General features: G+C 69.4%; 2 protein-coding genes. One reads left to right on the forward strand and one right to left on the reverse strand.

Translation table 11 applies throughout. The features are described 5' to 3' along the window. Window positions 1-160 precede the first annotated feature (160 nt). Window positions 161-829 carry a DUF3313 domain-containing protein gene (locus AC27KI_RS23825; RefSeq protein WP_487090960.1) on the reverse strand — a complete coding sequence of 223 codons (669 nt, stop codon included), beginning with the start codon at window positions 827-829 and terminating at the stop codon, window positions 161-163. Window positions 830-988: 159 nt separating this feature from the next. On the opposite strand from AC27KI_RS23825, the gene AC27KI_RS23830 reads away from it, so the two are divergent. Continuing rightward, window positions 989-1,609: a TetR/AcrR family transcriptional regulator gene (locus AC27KI_RS23830; RefSeq protein WP_284403023.1), complete on the forward strand. Its 621-nt coding sequence runs from the start codon at window positions 989-991 to the stop codon at window positions 1,607-1,609. The last annotated feature ends 268 nt before the right edge of the window (window positions 1,610-1,877 follow it).

Consider the following 1,877-nt stretch of genomic DNA (forward strand, 5'->3'; position numbering starts at 1 on the left):
CTGGAGGCCATGGAGGTGAACAGTTCCGCATGGCCGGGCAGGGCGGCGGTGGCGAGCAGCGAAGACACGCACGCGGCGCGAACGAAGGCAATCAGGGGCATGGCAATCCTCGGGGCCGCGGCGGGCAGGGGGGCGGGGTGGGTGGGGATCATGGCGGCGTTCACTGGAACTGGGCGGTGAGTTCCTGCGCGCCCTTTTCGATGCCGGCCTGCGCCGCATCCAGGGTGCCGAAGGTCGCGCCGATGTTCAGCGCGTTCGGGTATTGCTTGGTGACGAAGGCGTCGAGCAGCTGGTTCGACACCGCATCGAAGATCTCCACGGCGTAGCTGACCGAGCCGGTGAAGGTGCCTTCCTTGCCGCGAATGCCCTGCACCAGGTTGTAGGGTCCGCCGCCGATGTCGAAGCGCGTGAAGGTGCTCAGGCCCCGCGTGGTGAGCCTGGCGCCGGTGAGCGTCACGCGCAGGCGCAGCGTGGCGGGGGCGGGCTGGGCCACGATCTGAAAGCGCGTGGCCAGCCGCGCCGTGAACTGCCGGCGCATGTCGCCAGCCAGCTGGCGCCGCTGGGCCTCGGGCACGTCCTCGAACTGGTGGTCGGGCCCGGAGTAGATCACGATGGGGTCGAGGATCACCTTGGTGTACTGGCTCCAGTCCCGGTGCGATGCCACGCGGTAGGGAATGCGGCCGGTGTCGTCGTCCAGGTTGGGCCGCAGCTGGGGCGCGGACTGCAGCCCGGTGTAGGCGATGGGCTGGGTGCTGGCGCAGCCGGCCAGGGCGGCAAGGCACAGCAGGGGCAGGAGCACCGCGGGGCGCAGAAAAGGGGTGGCATGCATGGAGCTTCTCCAAAAGAAAGGGACGAAGGGGGTCCAGCCCCGGGCCGAGGGGCCAGGGGATGGGGCTATAACTGAACATTAATGTACGGTATAGTATGATTTGCCCGAGGGAGCCCTGTCAAGTAAAGAGTACAAGTTAGTTCACTTTTGGAGATGCGAATGCGGGTCAGGACCCAGGCGCGGCGGGATGCCATCGTGGAAGCGGCGGCCAAATTGTTCGAGGAGGTGGGGTACGAGGCGGCGTCGATGAACGAGCTGGCCAAGCGGCTCGGGGGCTCCAAGGCCACCCTCTACGGCTATTTCCCGTCCAAGGAGCCGCTGTTCGTCGCCGTGGTGCAGTCGCTGGCGACCTCTCACCTGGCCGACGCCACCTCCCACCTGCTGGCGGCGCTGGAAACACGCCCGCCGATGCGGCCCACGCTGACCCGGTTCGGGGACGAGGCGCTGCAGGTGATGCTGAACGACCGCCGCGCGCTCTCGGTGTACCGCATGGTGCTGGCGGACGCGGGCCGCTCCAACATCGGCGAGCTGTTCGACGGCGCCGGCCCGCGCCAGTGCATCGACGCGCTCACCCGCTTCATGGGCGCCGCCATGGCGCACGGCGAGGTGTGCGAGGGCGATCCCCAGGTCATGGCGATGCAGTTCATGGCGTTGCTCACCGCGGAAACCGGGCCGCGCCTGTACCAGCAGGACCCACCGGCCGTCTCCGTCGCCGACATCCACGCGCGGGTGGTTCGGGCCGTGGACTTCTTCCTGAGGGGCGCGGCCCCCGGGCGCTAGGCGCGACCCGAAGCGCGCCGGCATGCCCTGCGGCGCCGACGCCGGTTCGGCGTCTTGTCCTGCGCATTTGCCGGGGTCGTGGGCCAGTGCGGTCGGCTCAGCCGTCGTTCAATAGGGCCATCCCCCGCCGACCCTTCTCTTTGGCCCCTTCGCCTGGAACCCGAATGTCCGCCTTGCCGTCCCGCACCGAGTCTCCCGCCGCACCGCCGCCGTCCTTGCCGGGCGGCGATTCGCCCACCCACCGCGCGCACAGCGCCTCGCGCGCGCC

The sequence above is a fragment of the Acidovorax sp. KPB24-03 genome, assembly GCF_057546605.1.

Bases quoted from the DNA above. Each gene is read 5' to 3' on its own strand.
- AC27KI_RS23825 (WP_487090960.1), bottom strand. From the start codon at position 829: ATGCATGCCACCCCTTTTCTGCGCCCCGCGGTGCTCCTGCCCCTGCTG.
- AC27KI_RS23830 (WP_284403023.1), top strand. From the start codon at position 989: ATGCGGGTCAGGACCCAGGCGCGGCGGGATGCCATCGTGGAAGCGGCG.